This is a genomic window from Moorena sp. SIO3I8 (assembly GCF_010692325.1).
Taxonomy (GTDB): Bacteria; Cyanobacteriota; Cyanobacteriia; order Cyanobacteriales; family Coleofasciculaceae; genus Moorena.
The window spans coordinates 1-1,368 of record NZ_JAAHHW010000398.1; the positions used below are offsets into that span (position 1 = coordinate 1).

At 43.7% G+C, this 1,368-nt stretch carries 3 protein-coding genes; all 3 read right to left on the reverse strand.

The features are described from left to right. The 3 genes from F6K51_RS38880 to F6K51_RS37335 all read right to left on the reverse strand — a co-directional run bounded on the left by F6K51_RS38880 (position 1) and on the right by F6K51_RS37335 (position 996). A complete protein-coding gene (locus F6K51_RS38880) occupies positions 1 to 195 on the reverse strand; it encodes a helix-turn-helix domain-containing protein (protein ID WP_365940660.1) in 195 nt (64 codons plus the stop codon). A gap of 166 nt (positions 196 to 361) precedes the next feature. Next, complete coding sequence (locus tag F6K51_RS37330; RefSeq protein WP_365940659.1) at positions 362 to 565, reverse strand: recombinase family protein; 204 nt, start codon at positions 563 to 565, stop codon at positions 362 to 364. Positions 566 to 801: 236 nt separating this feature from the next. Continuing rightward, positions 802 to 996: a hypothetical protein gene (locus F6K51_RS37335; protein WP_293031237.1), complete on the reverse strand. Its 195-nt coding sequence runs from the start codon at positions 994 to 996 to the stop codon at positions 802 to 804. Between the last annotated feature and the right edge of the window lie 372 nt (positions 997 to 1,368).

The following is a 1,368-nucleotide window of genomic DNA, read 5'->3' on the forward strand; positions in this document are numbered from 1 at the left end:
TTACCCTTGGTTTTTGTTTAGCTGCTCAATCGATATGTTATATACTTTTCTAGCAGCGGAAACCCATTTCTTCCATATACTCTCAAGTTCTTTACTTGGATATACGCGGTAAGTCGTTGTCTTCAATGATTTTATTTTTGTACTTTCTGAGTCCGTACAACCTACAGCTGAAGACGTGGATGACCGCAAGAACATCTTCAACCATTTCTTGCTCTGGGCTGAGGTTCTTTTCGTCGAGAACCAGTATTTTAGTTTGGAATTTAGAGCACAGCCATGAGATAAGATCGAACCCAAAGCGGCAAAGCCTATCTTTGTGGGCAACGACAATATACTTGCAAGTACCGCCGAGAACTCTGTCCAATCAGGATTGAAGACCTTTTCTTCTGAAGTTAAGCCCGCTCCCGATGTCTTTGATAATCTCTGCTTCTGGGTAACGAGACTTGAGAAACTGTACTTGTTGCTCAAGATCGGCTTTTTGAGAGCGGCTTGAAACTCTGGCATACAAAATGGTAGATCTTTCGTCTTTGCCAGTTTTTGTTGTTGGAATAGAGACGACTGAGTCCAAGTCGTATCGTCAAAGTCCTCCAGGTGTCTTAATTCCTTGGATTTTCCCTTCTTCAAGCCACATCTCTTGTGTCCTGGTGCTGACCCCAAGTCTTGTTGAGGCGACTCGGGGCGGGACGTAATTGACTGATCCATCCATCGCTATTTGTATTGACTACAAATACAGATAAATACAGTTTGTCGTTAAATGTCAAGTATGTCGGAGAAAATATTTACCAGGAAGTTGCTCCTTTTTAGCTAATTAATCAATAATGTGTCAAATTCCCACAGGAAAAAATTATGCGAACGCATTAGGGAGTAGGGAGTAGGGAGTAGGGAGTAGGGAGTAGGGAGTAGGGAAATCAGAAGACGAACAGGTAAATGCGATTGACCGTTCGCGAAGCATTGGGCTTTGCCCGTGCATGTCAAGCTTCGCGATTGGCCGTAGGCCACGCGGGGCGCGTTCGCTTTTCCTAATTGAGTAATCAATCCCTGGTCAACTGTACTTTCACAATGGGAAACTAGGTGAGTCAATCAAGTCTGACATCGTCCCAAGCTGGGTATCGTTGATCATATAGCCATTGGCAGCAGATGATTTAACAAGGAAAATTCGACAACCTTAACCTTAATTGGCAATAACCAATAGCTTAGGTTAAAAGCCGACTCCCGACTCCCGACTCCCTACTCCCGACTCCCTACTCCCTATTCCCTATTCCCTGTTCCCTTTCCCCTTTCCTATATGTCTATTGTTATTGTCGAAAACCTCAGCAAAATCTACCCAGTAGCAATCAAACAACCAGGACTAAAAGGTACCTTAAACCATTT